This window comes from Moraxella sp. FZLJ2109 (assembly GCF_024296965.1).
In the GTDB taxonomy this organism is placed as follows: domain Bacteria; phylum Pseudomonadota; class Gammaproteobacteria; order Pseudomonadales; family Moraxellaceae; genus Moraxella.
Genome location: NZ_CP101112.1, coordinates 1,458,125 through 1,479,450, shown reverse-complemented (window position 1 = coordinate 1,479,450; position 21,326 = coordinate 1,458,125). Strand labels below are relative to the sequence as shown.

Annotated in this window: 20 protein-coding genes; 10 read left to right on the top strand and 10 right to left on the bottom strand. The window is 47.6% G+C overall.

Annotation, left to right across the window (positions count from 1 at the left end; genetic code table 11):
- A complete protein-coding gene (locus NKU06_RS07185) occupies nt 1-1,029 on the top strand; it encodes an ABC transporter ATP-binding protein (RefSeq protein ID WP_254729653.1) in 1,029 nt (342 codons plus the stop codon).
- A gap of 65 nt (nt 1,030-1,094) precedes the next feature.
- Here the strand turns inward: NKU06_RS07185 and iscX are convergent, their stop codons facing one another.
- Nucleotides 1,095-1,292 carry a Fe-S cluster assembly protein IscX gene (gene iscX / locus NKU06_RS07180; protein ID WP_254729651.1) on the bottom strand — a complete coding sequence of 66 codons (198 nt, stop codon included), beginning with the start codon at nt 1,290-1,292 and terminating at the stop codon, nt 1,095-1,097.
- Between the two features lie 260 nt (nt 1,293-1,552).
- On the opposite strand from iscX, the gene katG reads away from it, so the two are divergent.
- The 6 genes from katG (at nt 1,553) to NKU06_RS07150 (ending at nt 9,031) form a co-directional block, all read left to right on the top strand.
- The gene (gene katG / locus NKU06_RS07175) at nt 1,553-3,718 is read left to right on the top strand and encodes a catalase/peroxidase HPI (protein ID WP_254729649.1); all 2,166 of its coding nucleotides are present in this window, start codon (nt 1,553-1,555) and stop codon (nt 3,716-3,718) included.
- Between the two features lie 675 nt (nt 3,719-4,393).
- Nucleotides 4,394-5,467: a recombinase RecA gene (gene recA, locus NKU06_RS07170; protein WP_254729647.1), complete on the top strand. Its 1,074-nt coding sequence runs from the start codon at nt 4,394-4,396 to the stop codon at nt 5,465-5,467.
- 25 nt (nt 5,468-5,492) lie between these two features.
- Entirely contained in the window at nt 5,493-6,533 is a 1,041-nt protein-coding gene (locus NKU06_RS07165; protein WP_254729645.1) for a regulatory protein RecX, read from the top strand.
- 736 nt (nt 6,534-7,269) lie between these two features.
- Nucleotides 7,270-7,767 (top strand): MliC family protein, encoded by a 498-nt coding sequence (locus NKU06_RS07160; protein WP_254729643.1) that lies wholly within the window; start codon nt 7,270-7,272, stop codon nt 7,765-7,767.
- 233 nt (nt 7,768-8,000) lie between these two features.
- On the top strand, nt 8,001-8,471 hold the full coding sequence (locus NKU06_RS07155) for a DUF2799 domain-containing protein (RefSeq protein ID WP_254729641.1): 471 nt from the start codon (nt 8,001-8,003) through the stop codon (nt 8,469-8,471).
- Nucleotides 8,472-8,611: 140 nt separating this feature from the next.
- Nucleotides 8,612-9,031 carry a hypothetical protein gene (locus tag NKU06_RS07150; protein ID WP_253223073.1) on the top strand — a complete coding sequence of 140 codons (420 nt, stop codon included), beginning with the start codon at nt 8,612-8,614 and terminating at the stop codon, nt 9,029-9,031.
- Between the two features lie 203 nt (nt 9,032-9,234).
- Here NKU06_RS07150 and NKU06_RS07145 read toward each other — a convergent pair whose 3' ends face one another.
- Together NKU06_RS07145 and NKU06_RS07140 are read right to left on the bottom strand one after the other, a co-directional pair.
- Entirely contained in the window at nt 9,235-11,682 is a 2,448-nt protein-coding gene (locus NKU06_RS07145) for a YadA-like family protein (protein ID WP_254732177.1), read from the bottom strand.
- A 58-nt stretch (nt 11,683-11,740) separates the two neighbouring features.
- Entirely contained in the window at nt 11,741-12,370 is a 630-nt protein-coding gene (locus NKU06_RS07140) for a DedA family protein (protein ID WP_253224653.1), read from the bottom strand.
- 329 nt (nt 12,371-12,699) lie between these two features.
- Here NKU06_RS07140 and NKU06_RS07135 point away from each other — a divergent pair, with 329 nt between their 5' ends.
- From NKU06_RS07135 to NKU06_RS07125, 3 genes are all read left to right on the top strand, one after another.
- A complete protein-coding gene (locus NKU06_RS07135) occupies nt 12,700-14,325 on the top strand; it encodes a carbon starvation protein A (protein ID WP_253223072.1) in 1,626 nt (541 codons plus the stop codon).
- A 265-nt stretch (nt 14,326-14,590) separates the two neighbouring features.
- The gene (locus tag NKU06_RS07130) at nt 14,591-15,478 is read left to right on the top strand and encodes a LysR family transcriptional regulator (RefSeq protein WP_253224652.1); all 888 of its coding nucleotides are present in this window, start codon (nt 14,591-14,593) and stop codon (nt 15,476-15,478) included.
- A gap of 193 nt (nt 15,479-15,671) precedes the next feature.
- Nucleotides 15,672-15,827, top strand: a complete 156-nt coding sequence (locus NKU06_RS07125; RefSeq protein ID WP_253223071.1) for a hypothetical protein — start codon at nt 15,672-15,674, stop codon at nt 15,825-15,827.
- A 74-nt stretch (nt 15,828-15,901) separates the two neighbouring features.
- Here the strand turns inward: NKU06_RS07125 and NKU06_RS07120 are convergent, their stop codons facing one another.
- The 7 genes from NKU06_RS07120 to tsaD all read right to left on the bottom strand — a co-directional run bounded on the left by NKU06_RS07120 (nt 15,902) and on the right by tsaD (nt 21,178).
- Nucleotides 15,902-16,633, bottom strand: a complete 732-nt coding sequence (locus tag NKU06_RS07120) for an adenosylcobinamide-GDP ribazoletransferase (RefSeq protein ID WP_254732175.1) — start codon at nt 16,631-16,633, stop codon at nt 15,902-15,904.
- 14 nt (nt 16,634-16,647) lie between these two features.
- The gene (locus NKU06_RS07115) at nt 16,648-17,256 is read right to left on the bottom strand and encodes a histidine phosphatase family protein (RefSeq protein ID WP_254729640.1); all 609 of its coding nucleotides are present in this window, start codon (nt 17,254-17,256) and stop codon (nt 16,648-16,650) included.
- Nucleotides 17,243-17,743 carry an META domain-containing protein gene (locus tag NKU06_RS07110; protein WP_254729639.1) on the bottom strand — a complete coding sequence of 167 codons (501 nt, stop codon included), beginning with the start codon at nt 17,741-17,743 and terminating at the stop codon, nt 17,243-17,245. Before NKU06_RS07110 ends, NKU06_RS07115 begins: the two co-directional genes overlap by 14 nt.
- A 38-nt stretch (nt 17,744-17,781) precedes the next feature.
- Entirely contained in the window at nt 17,782-18,825 is a 1,044-nt protein-coding gene (gene cobT, locus NKU06_RS07105) for a nicotinate-nucleotide--dimethylbenzimidazole phosphoribosyltransferase (protein WP_254729638.1), read from the bottom strand.
- A 37-nt stretch (nt 18,826-18,862) separates the two neighbouring features.
- Nucleotides 18,863-19,384: a bifunctional adenosylcobinamide kinase/adenosylcobinamide-phosphate guanylyltransferase gene (gene cobU, locus NKU06_RS07100; protein WP_254729637.1), complete on the bottom strand. Its 522-nt coding sequence runs from the start codon at nt 19,382-19,384 to the stop codon at nt 18,863-18,865.
- A gap of 96 nt (nt 19,385-19,480) precedes the next feature.
- The gene (locus NKU06_RS07095; protein ID WP_254729636.1) at nt 19,481-20,113 is read right to left on the bottom strand and encodes a 2'-5' RNA ligase family protein; all 633 of its coding nucleotides are present in this window, start codon (nt 20,111-20,113) and stop codon (nt 19,481-19,483) included.
- 24 nt (nt 20,114-20,137) lie between these two features.
- On the bottom strand, nt 20,138-21,178 hold the full coding sequence (gene tsaD, locus NKU06_RS07090; protein WP_254729635.1) for a tRNA (adenosine(37)-N6)-threonylcarbamoyltransferase complex transferase subunit TsaD: 1,041 nt from the start codon (nt 21,176-21,178) through the stop codon (nt 20,138-20,140).
- Nucleotides 21,179-21,326 lie beyond the last annotated feature (148 nt).

Below are 21,326 nucleotides of genomic sequence, written 5' to 3'. Positions count from 1 at the left end.
ATGCTAAATATTCATCAACTATCCATCAGCTTTGACAAAAAAACCATCCTAAGCGATATCAGCTTTGAACTTCAAAAAGGTCAAATCGCCTGCCTGCTGGGCGCTTCAGGCTGTGGTAAGACGACGCTACTACGCTGTATCGCAGGTTTTGAGACACCTGACACGGGCAGCATCACCCTTGATGGTCAAGCACTATTTGACGGCAAAGGGGCGACGCCTGCTCATCGTCGCCATATCGGTATGGTATTTCAGGACTATGCACTGTTTCCGCATTTGACGGTGGCGGATAACATCGCCTTTGGACTGTCAAACATGGATAAATCTGCACAGGCGGCACGAGTAGATGAGATGCTGAGCCTAATCGATATGCAAGGCTACAAAAACAGCTATCCGCATGAGCTGTCAGGCGGTCAACAGCAGCGAGTGGCATTGGTGCGAGCGCTTGCACCCCGTCCAAGCTTGGTGCTGCTCGATGAGCCGTTTTCAAATCTCGATGTCGAACTACGCACCAGCCTATCCAAAGAAGTACGCCGCCTGCTCAACTCCCAAAATGTCAGTGCCATCATGGTGACACATGATCAGGCCGAAGCCTTTGCGATGGCGGATGTGGTCGGCATGGTTGCTGATGGTAAGCTACAACAATGGGACACACCCACTGCCCTGTATCACACGCCTGCCACCGAGACCGTCGCCCGCTTTATTGGTGAAGGTGTGCTGATTGATATCCAACATGGTGGCGAGCATGGTTTTGATAGCACCTTTGGGCATATCGCACTACCTGTGCCACCACACGCCACCAAAGCACTCATCCGCCCACATGATGTCAAGCCCTACAAGGCTGATCGTGATACGCACGCCATCGATGCCGCAGTGAGCGATCGAGATTTTCGTGGGGGTAATTGGCTCTATACGCTCAGCACAAATACAGGACAAACGCTACTGATGCAATCGTCACTAGCTGCCAATCACGATAGCCACCAAATCGGTGATGATTTGACTGTCGCTATCAGACGGGTCAGCACCTTATAAATTATCCATATCATAAAAAACCGTTCATGGCTGATACCAAGAACGGTTTTATTTCAACTAAAGCATCACAACTCATCAAGCCATGCCATCTGGATGGCTTCTAGGATGCGTTCGTTCGACTTATTTGGGTCATCGCTAAAGCCATCAAGCTCACAGATATAGCGGTGTAAATCAGTAAAGCGAATGTACTGCACATCTTCATCAGGATATTTTTCTGCCAAAGCGATGGCGATATCTAGGGTGTCGTGCCAAGTTAGAGTCATGAGTTTTCTCCATGTGAATATGCGTTTAGTTTAGCATATATTCGCCCAAAAAGTGGATGATAGCAACAATTTTTGGCGATTTGATGAAATTTATAATTGAAAATCCAAAACCATCTTATAAAATTAATATATTTTATCTATTGATACAATCGCTTTATAATTAGACACATCAAAACACTGTTGTACATTTTTTAACATGCTAAGATAGCTTATCGGTGCAGTGACCGCCGATGGCAATTCTCACTCACAAGGAGCAATTTATGACTTCACAAACTTCAGGCTGCCCATTTCATGGTGCCAACACCCAAGACGGACAAACGCCAGTCGCATGGTGGCCAAAAACTCTAAATTTGGACATCTTGCACCAGCACGACAAAAAGGTCAATCCACTGGGCGAAGACTTTGATTATGCCAAAGAATTTGCCAAAATCAATCTTGAAGAACTCAAAGAAGATGTCCGCCAAGTCCTGCGTGATAGCCAAGACTGGTGGCCTGCTGATTATGGCTACTACGGTGGTCTAATGGGTCGCTTGGCATGGCACTCGGCCGGCTCATATCGTGCAACAGACGGTCGTGGCGGTGCCAACACAGGCAATATCCGCTTTGCACCACTCAACAGCTGGCCTGATAACGGCAACCTAGACAAAGCGCGCCGCCTACTTTATCCAATCAAACAAAAATACGGCAACCGCCTATCTTGGGCAGATTTGATCATCCTAGCCGGTACGATGGGCTATGAAGCAGCTGGTCTGAAGGTCTTTGGCTTTGCTGGTGGTCGTGAAGACATCTGGCATCCAGAAAAAGATGTCTATTGGGGCAGCGAAAAAGAATGGCTTGCCAAATCAGGTGGCGAAGGCACTCGCTGGAGCGACAATCGTGAGCTAGAAAATCCACTAGCTGCTGTGATGATGGGCTTGATTTATGTCAATCCTGAAGGTGTGGACGGCAATCCTGACCCACTCAAGACCGCTCGTGATATGCGTATCACCTTTGCTCGCATGGGTATGAATGATGAAGAAACCGTTGCTTTGACTGCTGGCGGTCATACCATCGGTAAAGCACACGGTAATGGTGATGCATCTAAAGTCGGTGCAGAGCCTGAAGCAGCTGACATCGCTGAGCAAGGCTTGGGCTGGCGCTACGAAAAACCAGGCATGATGACTTCTGGTATCGAAGGTGCTTGGACAACCAACCCTACCCGCTGGGATAATGAATTTTTCACCTTGCTATTTAAATACGAAGACCAATGGGCATTGACCAAATCCCCTGCTGGCGCACATCAATGGGAGCCTGCACAGATGGACGAAGCAGATATGCCTGTCGATGCCTTTGACCCAAGCCAAAAGCGCAAAATCATGATGACTGATGCGGATATGGCACTACTTCGTGATCCAGAATACCGCAAAATTTCTGAAAAATTCTTGAATGACCAAGCAGCATTTGATGATGCCTTTGCTCGTGCATGGTTCAAGCTGACACACCGTGATATGGGGCCAAAATCTCGCTACCTAGGCACCGATGTACCAAGCGAAGATCTCATTTGGCAAGATCCAATCCCTGCAGTGGATTACACCCTAAGCGATGCTGAAATCGCCGAACTAAAAGCAAAAATCTTGGCAACAGGTCTAAGCATCCCTGAACTTGTAGCAACCGCTTGGGATAGTGCTCGCACATTCCGTCAATCGGACTATCGTGGTGGTGCTAACGGTGCACGCATTCGCCTTGCCCCACAAAAAGACTGGATTGGCAATGAGCCAGAACGCTTGGCAAAAGTCCTAGCTGTCTATGAAGAACTACAAGCCAGCCTTGACAAAAAAGTTAGCATCGCTGATTTAATCGTGCTTGGTGGCACAGCAGCAGTTGAACAAGCAGCCAAAGATGCAGGTGTAGAAATCGTCGTGCCATTCTTGGCAGGTCGTGGCGATGCAACCCTTGAGCAAACAGATGTAGAGAGCTTTGAATTCCTACGCCCTGTGCACGATGGTTTCCGCAACTTCCAAGAAGCACATTATGCCCCACAACCAGAAGAGCTACTGCTTGACCGCGCTCAACTGATGGGCTTGACCGCACCTGAAATGACTGTCCTAATCGGCGGTATGCGTGTACTAGGCGCAAACCATGGCGGTAGTCAGCATGGCGTATTCACCGACCGTGTCGGCGTACTAAGCACCGACTTCTTCCGCAACCTTGTGGATATGAACAACACTTGGCAGCCAACTGGACGCAATAGCTACAACATCTGCGACCGCAAAACAGGTGATGTCAAATGGACAGCAACCCGTGTGGACTTGGTGTTTGGCTCAAACTCAATTTTGCGTGCGTATAGCGAAGTCTATGCCCAAGATGATGCAAAAGAAAAGTTTGTCAAAGACTTTGTGAATGCATGGGTGAAAGTCATGAATGCAGATCGTTTTGATGTGAAATAATCGGTTTATTCAGCACAAAACAGCATAATCAGTCATGGTTATGCTGTTTTTTGTGAAACACTCCCGGTTCGCACTGATTCGATACTGTACTTTATAATTTAAATATAATTATGATACTAATAATCAAATAAATACAATAAAAATATCCACACCACCCTATCCCTTGCCCCACTTAGCTTTGCACAGCTTTCCACAAAAACTGTGGATAACTTGCGAAAATTAGCTGATTTTTCTTGCCCAATCCCTTGTGCTGTCATGCTTTTGTCGCAATTGGTTAAATTTTGATCAATTTTTTATCATGATATTTTATCTTTATAAATCAATAGTTTATAAAATTTTTTGTAATTACAATGAGTAGATATTGACAAATTTATCAGTATTTTATCCGATAAAATTCATCCGCCCTGTTCCACAATTTATCCACAAAAAATGTGTATAAAATTGTGGATAACTTTTATTTTTTATGAAACATTGAAGTTTTTATCTGAATAATTGTCACAAATATTGACAAACCTTGTATGAAAAATAACTGAGTGGATGATTGGATTTTGATGAAAGTTTTTTAAGATTGATTGGGCGACAAACCACCCGATGATTTTTTCGCGCGTTTGCATGATTTTTCGATTTTTATGCTATAATTGACAGATATTCACCCTATTTTAAAGGAATCCGTTCGTGGACGAAAATAAAGAGAAAGCGCTCAAGGCCGCCCTAGCGCAGATCGAAAAGCAATTTGGTAAAAACACCATCATGCATCTAGGCGACGAATCCGCCAAGTTGGATGTTGATGTGGTCTCAACAGGCTCGCTCGGTCTGGACATCGCGCTAGGCATCGGCGGTCTGCCCAAAGGTCGTATCATCGAGATCTTCGGCCCTGAAAGCTCGGGTAAAACCACCCTAACGCTACAAACCATCGCCGAATGCCAAAAGCAAGGTGGCACTTGTGCATTCATCGATGCTGAACACGCACTCGATCCGATTTACGCCAAAAAGCTTGGCGTGGACATCGATGCCCTATTGGTCTCACAACCTGACAACGGCGAGCAAGCACTTGAAATCGCTGATATGCTCGTCCGCTCTGGTGCGATCGATATGATCGTCGTGGACTCGGTCGCAGCCCTGACCCCAAAAGCCGAAATCGAAGGCGAAATGGGTGATAGCCACATGGGTCTGCAAGCGCGTCTGATGAGCCAAGCTTTGCGCAAAATCACGGGTAATGCCAAGCGCTCAAACTGCATGGTGATTTTTATTAACCAAATCCGTATGAAAATCGGCGTGATGTTCGGCTCACCTGAGACCACTACAGGCGGTAATGCGCTGAAATTCTATGCATCAGTACGCCTTGACATCCGCCGCATTGGCAGCGTCAAAGATGGCGATGAGATTTTGGGCTCAGAAACGCGCGTGAAAGTCATCAAAAACAAGATGGCACCACCATTTCGCCAAACTGAATTCCAGATCATGTATGGCGAAGGCATCAACCGCCTAGGCGAAGTGATTGACTTGGGCGTGGACATCGGTGCTGTCGGTAAATCAGGCGCATGGTACAGCTATGGCGACGGCAAAATCGGTCAAGGCAAGGCCAACACGGTGAAATATCTACAAGAACACCCAGAAATCGCCGCAGAAATCGAAGCCAAAGTACGCGAATCAAAGCTAACCGGTACATCAAGCGCACCAAGTGCAAGCAATGATACTGATGAAGTGCCTGAGTATGTCGAAGGCATGGAAGATAGCGATGCCTTTTAATCAGGTTATGTCATAAATCAAGTGCATGACAATCAAGACCTTATCCGAAATCTTGGCAGAAATGGGCGAGTCGCCTGTTTCTGCCGAGTCGTATCAGCCTACCGTGCTTGATGCGTCCAATTTTTATACACTCACGACTACCAAACCTGCTTATCAACAAAAGCAAAACCTGCGTCCCAAAAAATCTATTTCCACCGCCAAACGCACAACGCCAAAGCCTGCCAGCACTAAGCATCAAGCCAAGTCTGATGATGTGTATGACAACCACCAAACACAGCTCAAGACTCAAGCAGACACCCTATCTGATGGGCAAGCTATATACGATAAAAAACCAATATCTAATAGTCAAGCTGATACAGATAAGTCCACCCCCAAGACTCGCCAAAGTCGCAACCGTCATCACAACCAACACCATGACGACACGCCCAAAATCACAGCCTTACTCAATGATGCCAAGCTTGGTCAGACCAATGCCATCATCACCGATAAGCTTGCCGCTGCTCTAGCTGATGTCGCCATCGAACCGATTGCCACCACTGACCGTGCGACCAACTATATGCGATGGCTGGCGTTCTATTATCTATCGCACCGTGAGCTGTCCCGCCATGAGCTTCGCCAAAAGCTACTCGCCAAAGACTGCGACCCCATAGCCGTTGATGCACTCATCGAAGAATTCGCCGATAAAGGCTATCAGTCCGATGAACGCTGTGCCTATATGCTGATTCGTGAAAATATCCGCAAAGGCCGTGGCAAAATCCATATCCGTGAAGCTCTCAAATCCGCCAAAATCAACCTGCCCTACACGCTTGATGAACTCATTAATAACGCCGATATTGACAGCCTCACCGATGGAACTGCACTGGCTGATCATGAGAGCGACGAAGTGGATTGGCTCAGACTTGCCGTCGAAGCGCGCACCCGCAAATATGGCTACGATCTACCAACCACCCCTAAGGACAAAGCCAAGCAGTTGCGATTTTTGCAGTATCGTGGATTTGAAACGGGCGTTTGTTTGGATGCGCTCAGATACACGCCCGATATGCTCGATGAGCTGGATTCAGTGTAATTGAGTTTGGCTATGTACGAATTTATACTAATGGTTTCACATAGCCAGCATCTGTTGATGTGAAACACTGCCAAGCGATGATAAGATACTGCCATTTCATTCATTAATATTATTAAATATACAATGATATTTTATTTATTAAAAATATTATCCATCACCGCCAAGCCTTGCCCCATAAAGGCTCATTCACTTTTCCCCAAAAAATGTGGATAACTTTATTAATATCACCATTTTTTACATCGCAATCCCTTATTTTTCTTGGTCTGTATCGCAATTGGTCAAAATTTAATCAATTTATAAATTTTCAATTTTTATTATTATAAATCAATAACTTATAAATTTTTATCCCACCAAAAACAAGTAAAATCTTGACAAATTCACCATGATTTTATCCAAAAATAACCGCACCCAAGTGTTTCACAATCTATCCACATAAACTGGGGATAAAACTGTGGATAACTTCATCTGTTACACAAAATTAAGCAAAAATACAGTCAATATCAAGCTGAGAATTTGGTGTGAAAAATCAACAAAAAAACTTCAGACAAATAACTGCTTTAGCAATTTTTATGACATCAGCACAACAAAGCTACAGCAAACTTGTGCAAAATTTGACACATCAAACCAACAAAATTTCGTGCGCCTGTCACACAGCCTGCAGGCAGATATTTTATAATGACTTGGTCATTTGACGATGGATTTTACTGTTTACTTTTTTCTTTTTTAGGAGTGTACGATGAAAAAATTATTCGTAGCATCAGCTGTCGCCGCGATCGCCATCACAGGCTGTGCCAGCAACCAAAACGCAGCACCGCAACACGAAGGTCGCATGATGCAGCATAAACACGGTGAAATGCACAAAGACGGTCATCGCCACGGCGAACACCACAAACGCGGTGAGCACAAGTACGGTGATCGCGATGGCGAACGCGGCGATCGCCTAAGCGCAGAATACACCTGCACCGACAACGCGGTGGTACACGCCAAATACAACCCACAAGCACAAAATGCCGTGATCACCGTCACTGCACCGACTTGGCAGCTGAACAACCAACAAATCACCCTAACGCCTGCGGTATCAGGCTCAGGCATGCGCTTTGTGAACACTGACAACCCACAAGCGGCGTACGAATGGCACAGTAACGGTCGCGATGGTATCTTGACCGTGAAAGCTGGCAACACCGAACAAAGTCTAACTTGCACAGGCAAAGTCAGCGAGAAAAAACCAAGCTAAGTGCCAAAGCAAAAGCTAAGTATAAAAATACAAGATTATCTCGATTAAGCAGCGCGTCCCTGTGATGCGCTTTTTGTTTTTTTAAACCATCTGTTTTGATTTTTTTTGGGAACATATCAGTTATAAGATAACATTGGCAATACGCCAAGATGCGCGTATAATAACTAAAAGCATCTTAACCAAGACAGCAAAAAAACACCAACCACACCAACAAGCATAACAAGGGGTGTATGATGAAATCGGTATTACTCAGCACACTGATCGCAAGTCCACTGCTACTCACCGCCTGCGCCACCACAAGCAGTCACAACACCAAAGTCAGCATCGACTGCCAAGCCCCAAACTGGCAACAAGCAGGCATCAGCGATGGCAAAAATGGTCGCTATCCTTATGAAATCAGCCGCTACAGCAAACAATGCCCAAGCCTTACCATCAGCACCGAAGACCGTGCCGCATGGGAGTCCGGTCGTCAAGAAGGGCTAAAAACTTACTGCACCAAAGCCTACGCCTACGAACTCGGTCAGCGCGGCTACTCGATGAACCAAGTCTGCCCCGAAGAAGGGCTGCTCGAGATCCAACAATCGCACGCACTCGGCTATCAGCACTACTACCAACGCGAACGCCTGTACGATGACTGGTGGCGTCCGTACCCACCGTTTGGCAGTTTCGGTTGGTACGGTCCGCGCTCGCGCTACTGGTGGTAGTGTTTAAAAATGTGTTAATTTGTAAGTGATTGTACAATTTTGTGTTTTTGGCTTATCGTGCGCGACACAAAATGCTATAATGGCGTATCAGCCTGATGCTTTATCGCATCTTTTCATTAGCACTTTTTTGAGATATTCTTATGAAATTGACTCAAGTTCTATTGGCAGGCGCTGCATTGGCAACTGCTGTATCAGCTACCGCTGCTGAGAAAGCTGGCGCTTATAATGCCCCTGTTGTTAAGCATGTTGAAACCACTTTCCTATGTGAAGATGGCAAAACTGTTACCACTCAGCGCGCACCACACCAAGATATGCGTGTGACTGTCGATGGTCAAACTGAAATCCTAGAGCGTAACAAGCGCACTTCATGGCACCTATGGAGCCACAACCCAGCGAACAACTACCTAAAAGCGACTTATAGCAATGCTAATGGTTTCGGCTGGAGCGACAATGGTGAAGTTGGTACACTACACTTCCCACAAGACGGCGTAGTTGCACGCACGACTTGCCAAGTGCCTTCTGTAGAGCCAGTACCTGCAGTTGAAGCGGCTGCTGAATAAGCCAAACGCTGATACTAAAATTGGTGTTATCTAAGAATTGGTGTTATCTAAGTTGATTGGATAACACCAATTTTTGTCTGTTATTTGATAAAAATTTTGACAAAATAATATCTCAACTAAATAAACAAAACCCCAAAGACCATCTGATCTTTGGGGTTTGTCTCATGACTAAGCTAAGTTAAGCTAAGTCATGATAGGACATCTTACCACATCCAGCCTACACCGACGCCGCCTGATGCTTCGCCATTGGTGCTCGCTGAACCTTGGATCTTCATCAGCAATCGACCGTTGTCCGATGTGCTGCTGAAGCCGACTGCGACCGCTTGCTGATCACTGTAGCCACCTGCTGCCACTGCCAGCATAGATTTACCTGGTAGGTAAACTTGTGGCAATGATGCTGATGCTGCTGAGATTGCACCTAGACCGCTGACTTTATCATCCAGATCGTTGATACGACCTTCGATGCCGCCCATGCGGTTGTTGATGTTGGTCACTGCACCAGTCAGCTGCGAGACATTGACTGCATCGTTCGGGTTCTTACCATTTGCCACATTGGTGATGCGGCTTGGTGAGACTTCGCTGCCGATGCTTAGCTCATTGGTGGTAGTGCCATCTGGGTTGGCTACTGTCTTGGCTGTCATAGTGACAGGGCCGACATTCACAGTATTGGCAGTGACTGAATCGACTGCGATGTCTTTTGCCAGTTTTACTTCAAGCTTGCCATTATCAGACACAACACTGATATTGTTGTCAGACAGCTTGGTTGTATCAGCACCGCCTACGACATTCAAGGTAGTGCCTAGATCACGGACAACCACACCTTTGGTATCGCCCTTGAAGTTTAGCTTGCCGCTTGCTGCACCATCTTTACTATCTTTCACTTCGACAATGACAGGAGTGCTGCCATCTTTATTATCTACAGTGATTTTAGTTACGCCATCGGTTTTCTCAGCTTTCACAACTGGAGACTTGCCGTCTTTACCATCTTTGCCAGGTGCACCATCTTTGCCGTTAGCACCATCTTTGATGGTTGCAACTGCAGGTGTGCCATCTGGGTTGGTAAAGGTAATGGTGGTGGTGTCGCCAACTTTCTCGGTCTCAACCTTCGGTGATTGACCATCTTTGCCAGGTGCACCATCTTTACCATCCAGTACAGTCACCTCATTGCTCTTACCAGTGGCAGGATCAGTGGTGGTAATGGTGGTCTTGCCTGCGTCAGTATCTTTGGCGACGCTTACGATAGTGCCCGGTGCACCGTCTTTACCTGGCTTACCTTCAGGGCCTTGTGGACCTACTGGACCTTGAGAGCCTGGCTCACCGTTGGCGGCAGCAGTGGTTGAGATGGTGAACTTACCATCTTTTTGTACGATCTTAATGTTTTCACCAGTAATCAATTCAACTTGACTACCAGGTTTAACCAAATGATCACTCACACCTTCTGCTGTACCACCTGAAGCTGCGCCCGCAGTGACACGCCAGCCTGATTGATTCAATGCAGTAGCCAATACATCAGCAGTCACGAAGCTATTTGCTGTGGTCGGCACTACGAAGCTGCCGCGGATTGGGCTATCAGCTGTTGTAACTGTGCCCAATGTCGTTGTATTGACATCAAAGGTCACTGTATTACCAGTAAGCTTAGCATTGGTGCCTTTGCCATCAGCAAACAGCACTGCATCGCCAAATTTCACATTGGTTGAGTTGCCATTATCGTCTTTGGCGATCCAGTAGCCTTTATTCACTGCATCGATTACATCACCAACAGTTGCTACACCATCTTTTTGAGTTGGTGCAAGCTTGCCACCGTTGGTTACTGAGTTGAACTCACCTTTGTTCACATCGACAGTAAAGGTCTCAACACCATCTTTGGTCTCTGATGTTACTTTTGCAAGACCAGTGCCTTTCACATCGATTGCATCTTGTGCAACTTTGGCAACATCTGCTTTGGTTACACTCACTGTGTACTGCTCGTTCGGCTGACCTGCATCTTTACCAGACTTGGTCGTCACTTTTGCGATGTTTTCTGATGAAGTGTCAGCTACCACAGACTCAACCGCTTTGGCTGTCGCGACAGCATCTTCCAGCTGAGATACATTCACTGCATCTGTGTCAGCATCACCTGCGCCCATATTGGTGATCTTATTACCACCCATATCAATGGTTGCACCAGCATCAACAGCGAAGTTGTTTACTTTGGTATCACCAGTGACAGTTAGGTTAGTAAACTCAACATCATCTTTGGTCGCGATAATCAGCTGACCACCTTCACCACTGATTGCAATGTTTTTACCTGCATCGACATTCAGCGTATCGCCAGCTTTGATATTTGATTTATCGGTGACTTTATAAGTACTTTCACCGCCATCAACGCCGACAGACTTAACATCCCAAGAGACATTGTTGATGGTATCGACGATATCACCCACAGTCGCCACTTTATTCTCTTCAGTGGTGACTGCTCGACCTGCGACCACTTTAGATGTACCTGAAATCACTTCAGCAGTAATCACATTACCTGTTTTGGTAAAGTCGATCGTATCACTATCTTCGACTTCAGTCACAGCACCATCAATCACTTTTTTGGTGTCATAGTCCAAGCCTACTGTGTAATTGATCACACCATCTTCATTTGGCGTACCGCCAGTGACTTCCACAAATAACAAAAAACCCTGCCAAATGACAGGGCTTATATATAACTATGCGACCCGACCGTTATGCTTTTTTGAGCTTCTCACGGATAAAGCCAATCACCATCGGTAATACACTAAAAATGATGATACCGAAAATCACATAGGTGAAGTTCTCTTTAATCACTGGCTGATTACCAAAGAAATAGCCAAGCAGCGTAAACGACGCAATCCAACAAAAGCCGCCGATGATGTTATAGCCGATGAAATACTTATAATCCATGCTGCCTGCCCCTGCGACGAACGGCGCGAAGGTGCGCGCAAATGGAATAAATCGCGCGAAAATAATGGTCTTGCCGCCATGCTTGGCAAAGAAATTCTGCGTCTTGATCAGGTGCTGTTTATTGATCCATTTTGAGTCGATCTCAAAGACCTTCGGACCGATGTATTTGCCAATGTGATAGTTCAGCGTATCGCCCAGTACCGCCGCGATGAACAGCAGCCCAATCAATAAGGCAGGATTGAGCGCACCCGTGAACGCCGCCAACGCCCCAGCCGCGAACAGTAAGCTATCACCTGGTAGAAACGGCATCACCACAAGCCCTGTCTCGACAAAGATAATCAGAAACAAGATGCCATAGATCCACATTCCATAGTCTTTCAAAAACTCCGCCAAATGCAAATCAATATGCAAAATAAAATCGATCATATGCAGGATAATATCCATCACCGCTCACTCGCCAAATCATAAAAGAAGTTGTCTAAAAATTGTGCGTATGTTAGCAGAAAATCATCGATTTTATAGTAATTTTTTATTACAAGGTCGTGCTACATTGTGCCGCGGGTGCGGATTTGGCTGATTATGCGTATTATGCATAATTATAGGTGAATGAGTTGTAAAATTACTTTACAAAGCGATGATAATTCAGTATGTTATACAAGCGAACTGATCTAGTTTTCTGCTTTATATGCATGATGTGCATAGTTATTATTCCCCAATCCATTTTCGGCAAGTGATTGCCCAGTTATCAGGATAGATTACTCATGTTATGGTTCTTTTTTTGTATCGCGGTGCTGATCGTCGGCTATGTGATCTACGGTAAGGTGATCGAACGCATCTTCGTCATCAACCCAAATAAGAACACGCCTGCCTACACCATGGCTGATGGCGTGGACTATGTCCCGATGTCCAAGAAGAAAATTTGGCTCATCCAATTATTAAATATCGCAGGCACAGGCCCGATCTTCGGCCCGATCCTAGGTGCGCTGTATGGTCCTGTGGCGATGCTGTGGATTGTCATCGGCTGTATCTTCGCTGGTGCAGTGCATGACTATATGTGCGGTATGCTGTCTGTGCGTAATGGCGGCGCGTCGATGCCATACCTGACTGGCAAATATCTGGGCGCACCTGTCAAGGCGTTCATCAATGTCCTAGCGGTCGTGCTACTGCTACTGGTCGGCGTGGTCTTCGTGGCAAGCCCTGCGCAGCTGATGAGCACCATCACGATGGATGTCTTCGGCACAGCAGCCACAGGCGCAGTATCGCTCAATAACGCAGAAGACATCAGCGCGGCTGCCAGTGCATCTGCCGCAGCGGACGCATCGACGGTGTTTGGTATGACCAAAGAAACCGTGCTGATCGCTTGGACGGCAATTATCTTCATCTACTACATCATCGCCACCCTACTGCCGATTGACAAGATCATCGGTCGTATTTATCCATTCTTCGGCGGTCTGCTGCTATTTATGTCTATCGGCATGATGTACGGCTTGGTATCTAGCCACCTAAGCGCGACCAATCCGATCAGCTTCTTCGGCACGATCGATGGCTTGAGTGTCGAGAAATTCTTCAGCAACCTACAGCCAAAAGGCGATCTGCCGATCTGGCCGCTGATTTTCTTGACCATCACCTGTGGTGCGCTGTCAGGCTTCCACGCCACACAGACGCCGCTGATGGCACGCTGTGCGATGAACGAATCTGAAGGTCGATTCATCTTCTACGGCGCGATGATCGCAGAAGGTATCATTGCCTTGATCTGGTGTGCGGTCGGTATGTCATTCTACCCTGATTTGATGTCGCTACAAGACGCCATCGCAGCAGGCTCACCATCGAAAGTCGTCTATGACAGCTCGATCTACTTCCTAGGTGCTATTGGCGGTATCTTCGCGGTACTGGGCGTTGTCGTGCTGCCGATCACTTCAGGTGATACAGCATTCCGTGCGGCGCGTCTGATCATCGCTGAGTTCTTCAATATGGAACAGCGTACCTTGATGAAGCGACTGCTGATCGCTGTGCCGTTGTTTGCGATTGGCTTTGCCGTCTCAAAAGTCGATTTCCAAATCCTATGGCGTTATTTCAGCTGGGCGAACCAAACGGTCGCAGCAGTGATGCTATGGACAGCGGCAGGCTATCTGTATCGCTATCGTAAGTTCCATTGGGTATGTACTGTCCCTGCGGTATTCATGACGGCAGTGTGCTTCACTTTCTTGATGTACAATAAGATCGGCTTTGGCTTAGATTATCAGCTGTCGATTTATCTAGGTATCGGTGCGACTGTCTTGACCACCTTGGCGTTCTTCTTCTTCGTCAAGCGTGAGCAAGTGGCAGGCGACCCTGATGCGCTGGTCGTCGAACCAAAAATTGAAATCGCCCAACCTGCTCAGCAGTAATCGGCTTTTTTGATAAGGACACCTGTCGGATTTGGCAGGTGTTTTCATTTGAGTGGTGTTTTTTTGGCAGTGATTTTTGAGTGATGATTTTCAATGGTGTATTTGTGCTGTGTATTTTTGATCGATTGTTTGCTTGATTAATCAGGCAAATCCCAACAACCCAAAGCTGAACAAATCTAACCAATTTCTCAATCATATACAAAAATTTTCATCATAAGCCAATTTGTGCTATACTAAAAACCAAACCCTATCACTATCACACATCATGCTCGAAATTCGCCATCTACAGATGCTCAGCACGCTCAAGCGCCACGGCTCGCTTGCCACTACCGCCGAAGAGCTCAATCTCACCGCGTCCGCCATCAGTCATCAGCTCAAGGAGCTTGAGAGCTATTATGACATCACGCTGGTCAATCGCCGCACGCGCCCTGTCAGCTTCACCCCTGCAGGGCTGCTGGTACTGGAGCTTGCTGATAGCATCCTGCCGCAGGTGGCACGCACCAAGAGCGACATTCGCCGCCTAGCGCATGGGCAATCAGGCAGACTGCGCCTAGCCAGTGAGTGCCACAGCTGCTTTGATTGGTTGATGCCGATTCTGAATGCGTATCGTAAGCAGTATGCTGATGTTGAGCTGGATTTTGCGACTGGGTTTGAGCCTGAGCCGCATCAGATGCTGATGGATGGTGAGATTGATTTGCTGATCACCGCGAGCGATTTGCCGATCGATGGTGTGCATTATCAGCCGCTGTTTACTTATGAAAGTCGCCTAGTACTCTCGCCTGCACATCGCTTGGCACGCCATGAGCGAATTAGCCCTGATGATCTGTCTAATCAGACCTTGATCGCCTATCCTGTGGAGTCGGCGCGCCTTGATGTCATCGCCAAATTCCTTGCTCCTGTCGGCATCAACCCTGCCCACATCCGCACCACCGAGCTGACCGCCATGCTCATTCAGCTTGTCGCATCTGAGCGCGGTGTGGCGGCATTGCCTGATTGGGTGGTGGCAGAATACGAGCGCAAAGGCTGGGTGGTCAGTCGTCCGCTGGGTGCTGGGGTGTACTGTCAGCTGTATGCCGCAGTGCGTACCGCCGATCGTGGATTGGATTTTATGAAAGGGTTTTTGGGGCTGCTCGATGAGATTAAGAAGCCTTGATGGGTTATTGGGAAATAGTTCTCTTTTTTAAGCAGAGTGCAGGGTGTGACATCCGAATCTTTTAGGTAGATGTGATTGATTTTAAGGAAATTTTTTAAAATTTTTACATCGTGTATCTTAACAGTGTGGGGCGCGCTCTATAGTAGATTTTTATTCTTAATTTAAATTAACTATTGATAGGATAAAATATATCATGACCAATCAAACAATCCAACCACGCCAAGATGACACCGAATACCAAATAGAAATTCAGCAACCTGTCATGCAAGTGTATGATAATGTTATGAAAAATGGTTGGCATGGTGTGAGCAACACTGAAGTTCATCAAGACATACGGCAAAAAAAATGAAAGCTTATAAGGATAAAAAGAATTCGGAGTAACCCGTACCATTTCACCGAATATGATTAATTTTCAAAACACCATTAATAATACAGCCACATCACCACCACAAGCAGCACCACTTCACTGATTTCGATACTTGCACCCACCGTATCGCCTGTGATGCCGCCGATTCTCGCCATGAACCGCGCGCGCAAATACGCCATCAGTCCAAGCCACACCACCGCAAGCCCCACCGCCATCTGCCAAGGCAAAATCACAAGCAGCGGCAAATACAGCAGCAGTGCAAGCAGTGTTTTACCCTTGCCAAGCCCCGCCAGCGCCGAACCCAAGCCCTGCTTACGCACATACGGCGTACTGGCAAACAGCACAAGAGCCGACATCCGCGCAAGCATCGGAATGATGATCAGTACAAGCAAAGATCGCAGCTCAAGCAGGCTATAGACAGCCGCCCACTTCACCGCCAGATTCACCACGATGGCAATCACCCCCATCGCCCCCGCATTCGGATCTTTCATGATGGTAAGCGTGCGCTCTTTATCGCCAAAGCCGCCGACCCACGCATCCGCCGTATCCGCCAAGCCATCTAAATGCAGGCCACCCGTCAGCCACACCCACGCTGCCATCACAAGGCAGGATAACAGCATGATGGGCAGCGATACAAAACTTGCCAGCGACCACAGCACACCACCGATCATCACGCCGATCAGCGGATAATACAGCATCGATACGGCATTTTGTTCACGGCTCGGCAAATAAGGCAGCCTAACAGGAATCGTGGTCAAAAACTGCACCGCGATCAATAGCGGAATGATGAGCTTATGATAAATCATGGCAGTGATAATTGACCATTTTGCAAATTGAAGCAATGAAACTCGCCTAACTCAGCAGGCTGCTGTAGAATCTCATCCAGTGACAGATGCTGGGCTTTGCAATACAAATATTTGATCACCCCACCATGACAAATCACGCACAGTCGCTGATGGTGATTTTCGTGAGCAAATTGTGCAATTTGACCCAATACACCATCGATTCGCTTGGCAAAATCCGCCATACTCTCGGCATTGGGCGGTGTAAATTGGCTCGGTGATTGCCACCATCTTGCCATCTCATTGGGAAATTGCGCGAATAAATCCGCGGTGAATTGCCCTTCCCATTCGCCAAAATCCATCTCTTGCAAATCATCCAAAACAAGCAAAGGCAATTGATATTCATCGGATTTTTGCCGAGCAAAATCAGCACAGCGCGATAAAGGCGATGAAACAATCGCCTGCCAGGCTTGCTTGGGAAATTCACCATCAAAAGCAGCTTGCATTTGCGCTTTGCCTTTGGCGGTCAATGGATCATCAAGCCGTCCGCGCAGGATACGCCCTTGCGCTAGCAGCTCGGTTTCGCCATGGCGCAGCATACAGAGCGTCAGCATATCATTCAGCCCCACGCTTTATGAACCAATATTGCGCATCGCCCACGCGAACCACCCATGTCGGTGCGTCTGCTGACGGATTGGCAGCGGTTGCCCAAGCGAACTGATTGTAATCTTGCAATAATTTATTCGCCAAGCTATCAACAGCCATCAAATCAGGCTCGCACATTTTGCGCGTGGACATTAGCGCGCCAAATTTAAGCTGCCCTTGCTCGATGCGGTACGCGCCCGACATCAGATTACAGCCATTCAGTACAGCGACGCGGTCATTGTGGGTAAATTCAATGGTGAGCGCATTGCCATCATCGCCTGTGATGGGTGCGTGCTGCGTGCCATTGCTTGCCCAAGCCACCATCTGCCATGCGCCCACCAGTTGTGCTTTGGTGATCGCAATTGGTGCAGGCGTGCCAACCTTTGGCGCAGGTGAGTGGTGTGAAACCATCCCAGTACACGCGCTGAGTCCCAGTACTGCGATTGATAATAAGCTGATGATTTTTATCATATTTTCCCCTGTTTATCAGTTATAGTTGGCAAGTTTAATCAGCCGTTTTGGTCACTGACCCCAGCTTCACCAAAAGTCGCCATCTGCTCATGCACCGCACAAGCAAGCTGAATGATGCCAAAAGCGGTGGTCGCTCCCGTGCCTTCACCCAATCGCAAGCCTAGATCAAGCAGCGGCGTGGCGTTTAAGGCATCCAGGACTTTTTGGTTACCATATTCGGCAGACTTGTGCGAAAACAGCATAAAATCGCGTGCACTTGGATTGATCCGTACCGCGCACAAGGCACACACCGCACTGATAAAGCCACCGACAATCACAGGCAAGCCAAGCTGTGCTGCGCGCAAATACGCCCCGACCATCGCCACCATCTCAAAGCCTGCCACCGAACGCAAGATCTCTAGCGGATCATCAAGATGTTGATATTTATCAATAGCTTGTGCGATGACTTGGGTTTTATAAGCAAAGGTTTTATCATCAATGCCCGTGCCTAAACCTGTCACACTCTCGGCACTGTCGCGCAATAGCAGTGCCGCCAATGCTGAGCTTGCCGTGGTGTTGCCGATACCCATCTCGCCTGCGATATAAATATCCGCGCCTTTTGCCGCCGCGGTCTCGACACTGTATTTACCGATGTTTAGCACATCTTCACATTGCTCGGCAGTCATGGCAGGCTGTAGTAGGAAATTTTGCGTCTGTGGTGCAATATGAAACTGCTCCACGCCATCGACATGATAAGCCCCACCCAAAGAACCGCAGTCGATGACTTGGGAAATGGCATTATAATGACGCGCCATCACGCTGATACACGCGCCGCCCGTGGCGAAATTGTACAGCATCTGCCGCGTCACCGCCTGCGGAAAGGCCGATACGCCAGTGGCTGCGATGCCGTGATCGCCTGCAAAGGTGCAAATATACAGCTGCTTTGCCACAGGACAAGTTTTGCCCTGCATACCAGCCAATTGAGTCACCACATCTTCCATCTGCCCCAGTGCACCCATCGGCTTGGTTAGGATGTTTTGGCGCGCGATTGCCGCATCACGCGCGGCTTGATCGATTAGTTTGGCTGGACTCAGATACCACATAAAATCTCCTTTTTGTTGTTTATCAAATTTAAATAATTTAACCTTTCAACACCATCGGCAGTCCCGCCACACAGAACACCACTTTATCCGCCATCTGTGCAAGGGTTTGGTGCAGCCAACCGCTTTCATCGATGAATCGGCGGGTCAGCTGCCCCATCGGCACGACGCCTAAGCCCGTCTCATTACTGACCAAAATCACATCTGCTTGGATTTGCGGCAAAGTTGCCAAAAATTGATGTTTGGCATCGCAAAACTGCTCATCGCTATCCAAACATAATAAATTTGACAGCCACAGCGTCAGACAGTCCACCAAAATCACGGTGTTTTTATCGTTATATTGTAGCAAAATTTTCGCCAAATTGTACGGCTCTTCGACGGTATGCCACTGCGCTGGGCGGCTATTTTGGTGATGATCAATCCGTGCCGTCATTTCATCATCATAGGCTTGGGCGGTGGCGACATAGATGACTTGCTTGCCTTGTTGTTCAAGCATTGTGGCAAGGTTCTCGGCATGGCGGCTTTTGCCTGAGCGCGCGCCACCTAAGATCAGATGAATCATGGCATATCCTTATCGGCTCTGATTGGCTCTTGTAGGTATGGGCAAGTGTGTGGTTTGATGATGGTTTTCGATGGTTTTTTGGTGTATTTTGGATGGCTATTTGAGTATGATTTCATGCCGATTGTGCAGTTTACCTTGTAAATCTATTGCATCAAAAGTGGCAAAAATCAGCCGATTAACAGGCAAATTCAGTGACTGGGTCTGTACAGCCGCCAAGCGTTTGATAACATCATCATAAGCATAAGCACGACGATACAGTCCCAAAGTAATGTGCGGTGTATAGGCAGCAGGGGCGATCTCTTGATGCACACTTGCCAAGGCATGACGAACGGCATCGAGCGATGGATGCGGTGCGATACCCAGATACGCGCAATTAATAAAACTGCCAAGCCTTGCCGTATTTAAAGCAAATCTTGGCAATGCCATCTTTTCCAATGCCTTGATTTGACTGGATAAAATCTCATTATCAAAATCATCACTATAACAGCACTCATCGACATAAAAGCCATTGACAAACACCGTGATGTGCCACTGCCGCTCATAGCCATCTGCCAAGATGTCGCAAATATCCATCCGCAGACTTTGGCAATATCTTACTACTTCACCATCATCAATCGGCAGATACCACACGCCATAATACCGCCGCCCTTTATGCCACTGATACCACTTGCTATGCCGCTTGGGGTGATCGGCAGTGGTCAATGGCAGGACAGTGGCGGGATTTGACATGGGTATTTTATTTAAAATTACTTATTAAAACGAACCAATCTTCAATGACTGCATATCCCAGCGTGGCACACACTGCACCGATAAGCCATCAGACTGCCCTGCTTGTAGGCGGCAGTAGCCCGCATAAGCGATCATCGCGCCATTATCCGTGCACAGCTCAGGCGGTGCATAATAGACGCTCGCGCCCATCTTGGCAAGCTCACGCTCTAGCATGGCGCGCAGTTCTTGGTTTGCCGATACACCGCCTGCGATGACTAGGCGCTTAAGCCCAGTTTGCTTCAGCGCGCGCACGCATTTTTTGACAAGCGTATCAACGACAGCAAACTGAAAACTTGCCGCGATGTCCGCACGCACCACAGGATCGCTGTCGGCATTGGGCGTGTCTTTGATCAGATTATGCACCGCGGTCTTCATGCCACTGAACGAAAAATCCAGCCCCTTATGCAGCATTGGACGCGGCAGCTCATAAGCGTGGCGGTTACCCGTTTCGGCAAGCTTGGCGACATTCGGGCCACCAGGATAAGGTAAGTTCAGCATCTTGGCAGCTTTATCAAAGCATTCGCCCGCCGCATCGTCGATCGACTCGCCAAGCACAGTATAGTCGCCCACACCATCAGCGCGTACCAGCATCGTATGACCGCCCGACACCAGTAGGCACACGAACGGAAATGCCACGCCATCGCCCGTCATCACAGGCGCAAGCAGATGCCCTTCCATATGATGCACACCGATTGCAGGCACGCCAAGCCCAAAAGCAAGCGTCCGCCCAAACAGCGCGCCCGTCATCAATGCCCCAATCAGCCCCGGCCCTTTGGTATAAGCCACTGCATCAATGTCGCTTTTTTTGATATTAGCTTTAGTTAATAATTCATTAAACAAAGGAACAAGCTTACGAATATGATCGCGACTGGCAAGCTCAGGCACGACACCGCCATAAGTGGCGTGCAACTCAATCTGACTGTACAGCACCTGCGCCAGCACACCGCCCTTACCATCGTTCAGCGCGTCATCATAAATAGCAAGTCCCGTCTCATCACAGGAAGTCTCTAAACCCAAAATTTTCATCTGTTGCACTTTTAAATCGGCTAAAATTTGCCCTATTATAGCATAAGCCAAGCCAACTTCGCACACTTGTGCTTGTATGCGTGCTTGTCAGCGCGTTAGTTTTATTATACAGATTTTATAAGGTAAATTCTTTATCTAAATTATTCAA

Coding starts and splice junctions, on each gene's coding strand:
- NKU06_RS07110 (WP_254729639.1), bottom strand. CDS start 17,743: ATGATAAAAATCATCAGCTTATTATCAATCGCAGTACTGGGACTCAGC.
- katG (WP_254729649.1), top strand. CDS start 1,553: ATGACTTCACAAACTTCAGGCTGCCCATTTCATGGTGCCAACACCCAA.
- NKU06_RS07130 (WP_253224652.1), top strand. CDS start 14,591: ATGCTCGAAATTCGCCATCTACAGATGCTCAGCACGCTCAAGCGCCAC.
- cobU (WP_254729637.1), bottom strand. CDS start 19,384: ATGATTCATCTGATCTTAGGTGGCGCGCGCTCAGGCAAAAGCCGCCAT.
- NKU06_RS07125 (WP_253223071.1), top strand. CDS start 15,672: ATGACCAATCAAACAATCCAACCACGCCAAGATGACACCGAATACCAA.
- tsaD (WP_254729635.1), bottom strand. CDS start 21,178: ATGAAAATTTTGGGTTTAGAGACTTCCTGTGATGAGACGGGACTTGCT.
- NKU06_RS07135 (WP_253223072.1), top strand. CDS start 12,700: ATGTTATGGTTCTTTTTTTGTATCGCGGTGCTGATCGTCGGCTATGTG.
- NKU06_RS07160 (WP_254729643.1), top strand. CDS start 7,270: ATGAAAAAATTATTCGTAGCATCAGCTGTCGCCGCGATCGCCATCACA.
- NKU06_RS07095 (WP_254729636.1), bottom strand. CDS start 20,113: ATGTCAAATCCCGCCACTGTCCTGCCATTGACCACTGCCGATCACCCC.
- NKU06_RS07150 (WP_253223073.1), top strand. CDS start 8,612: ATGAAATTGACTCAAGTTCTATTGGCAGGCGCTGCATTGGCAACTGCT.
- iscX (WP_254729651.1), bottom strand. CDS start 1,292: ATGACTCTAACTTGGCACGACACCCTAGATATCGCCATCGCTTTGGCA.
- NKU06_RS07165 (WP_254729645.1), top strand. CDS start 5,493: ATGACAATCAAGACCTTATCCGAAATCTTGGCAGAAATGGGCGAGTCG.
- NKU06_RS07185 (WP_254729653.1), top strand. CDS start 1: ATGCTAAATATTCATCAACTATCCATCAGCTTTGACAAAAAAACCATC.
- NKU06_RS07155 (WP_254729641.1), top strand. CDS start 8,001: ATGAAATCGGTATTACTCAGCACACTGATCGCAAGTCCACTGCTACTC.
- cobT (WP_254729638.1), bottom strand. CDS start 18,825: ATGTGGTATCTGAGTCCAGCCAAACTAATCGATCAAGCCGCGCGTGAT.